This is a genomic window from Rhizobacter sp. P3_B12 (genome assembly GCF_056402895.1).
In genome coordinates this window covers 1-1,871 of sequence record NZ_JBFUGN010001115.1, presented here as the reverse complement: position 1 = coordinate 1,871, position 1,871 = coordinate 1, and the positions used below count along the sequence as shown (strand labels likewise).

The following is a 1,871-nucleotide window of genomic DNA, read 5'->3' as shown; positions in this document are numbered from 1 at the left end:
GGCCAGCACCGGCTGCAGCGCCCGCACGCCGTCGACGGCACGCGGCGAGATGCGCTGCGCGGCGGCCAGCATGCGGTCGGCGTCCCAGGCGCCGGACGGCACGCCGGCGAGCACGAGCGCCACCGCCACCATCCACGCGACGATGCCGCGGCCCGGCCGGCGGCAAGACATCACGTCGGGGTTCGGTTCAGCGCTGTGCACGTGCATCCATAAGGTTGGCCCCGACGTAAGGATGTCGTCATGGTGCGCGACGACTTGAGGCGTCAGCACGCCAGCACACCGAAGTCCGGCAGTGTGTGAGGAGTTGTGGCAGAAACGCCGTTTCTCGCACCCATTGCGTGAAATACTGTGGCCGCCTTGATGATCTCCCGACGCGCCCGGGCGAGCAGTTGTAGCGCGGCCACTACACTCCCATCGGGTTTACCGATGGGTTCGCTCAGAGACAGGATCACGATGCAGTTGAAGACCAAGAGCTTGCTCGCCGCCGCCGCACTGTCGTGCATAGGCCCCGCCCTCGCGCAAAGCAACGACACCCTGAAGGCGGCCGCCCAGAAGGCCGTGTCATCCAACCCTGAAGTCACCGGCCGGTTCAATGCCTACCGCGCGTCGTCCGACGCGATCGATGCATCGCGCGGCGGCTTCTACCCGCGACTCGACCTGAGCGCCAACGTCGGCCGCGACCGCGACAGCATCGATTCGCGCACGCCGGAGAGCCAGTCGACCAGCCGCAGCGGTGCGGCGCTGACGCTGACGCAGCTGCTGTGGGATGGCCTGGGCACCAGCAAGGACGTGAGCCGCCTCGGCCACGAGCGGCTGGCCCGCTACTTCGAGGTGGTCGACGTCACCGAGCTGACCGCGCTCGAAGCCGCGCGCGCCTACTACGACGTGCTGCGCTACCGCCGCCTGGTGGCGCTGGCCGAAGACAACTTCGTGCAGCACCGCAGCGCGTTCAACCAGATCAATTCGCGCGTGCGTGCCGGCGTCGGCCGCGGCGTCGATCTCGAGCAGGCCGGTGCACGGCTGGCGCTGGCCGAATCCAACCTGTCGACCGAGGTGTCGAACCTGCACGACGTGTCGGCGCGCTACCAGCGCGTGGTCGGCGAGGCGCCGCCGGCGGTGATGCCGCTGCCCGTGCCGCTGCGCCAGGCGATCCCGGCCACCGCGAACGAGGCCGCCGCCGAGGCGATCCGGCGCAGCCCGACGATCAGCGCGAGCGTCGAATCGCTGCGCTCGGCGCGCTCGCTGGTCTCGGTGCGCGAGAGCGCCTACCAGCCGAAGGTCGAGGCCCGCGTGCGCGCGGGTGCCGGCCGCAACTTCGACGGCGTGCAGGATCAGCGCCGCGACAGCACGGCCGAGATCGTGCTGAACTGGAACCTGTTCAACGGTGGCTCCGACCAGGCGCGCGTGCGCCAGCAGGCCAGGTTGCTGACGCAGGCCGAGGACCAGCGCGACAAGGTGTGCCGCGATGTGCGCCAGACGGTGGAGATCGCCTACAACGACACCCGCAAGCTGGTCGACCAGCTGGGTTACCTCGACCGCAACACGATCGCGATCGAGAAGGCACGCGACGCCTACCGCCAGCAGTTCGACATCGGCCAGCGCAGCCTCCTCGACCTGTTGAACGCCGAGAACGAGCTCTACACCGCGCGGCGTTCGTATGCGAATGCCGAGTACGACCTGGGCGTGGCTTATGTGCGCACGCAGGCGTCGATGAACCAGCTGAGCGCCCAGCTCGGGCTGGCGCGCGACCAGGGCGCGCCGGAGGCGCCGGACGACGCGAGCGGGTGGTCGGCCGATGGCGATGCGCCGGGGCGCTGCCCAGCCGATGCCGTGAGCTCGCCGCCGATCGATTTCGAGGCACTGTCGAGGCG

Annotated in this window: 1 protein-coding gene and 1 pseudogene; one reads left to right on the top strand and one right to left on the bottom strand. The window is 69.7% G+C overall.

Features of this window, described 5'->3' with window-relative positions; translation table 11 throughout:
• Positions 1-201, bottom strand: a pseudogene (locus tag AC1D01_RS32745) (hypothetical protein); the annotation flags it as partial.
• A gap of 252 nt (positions 202-453) precedes the next feature.
• Here AC1D01_RS32745 and AC1D01_RS32740 point away from each other — a divergent pair.
• On the top strand, positions 454-1,871 hold a 1,418-nt coding region (locus tag AC1D01_RS32740; RefSeq protein WP_477873661.1), incomplete at its 3' end, for a TolC family outer membrane protein.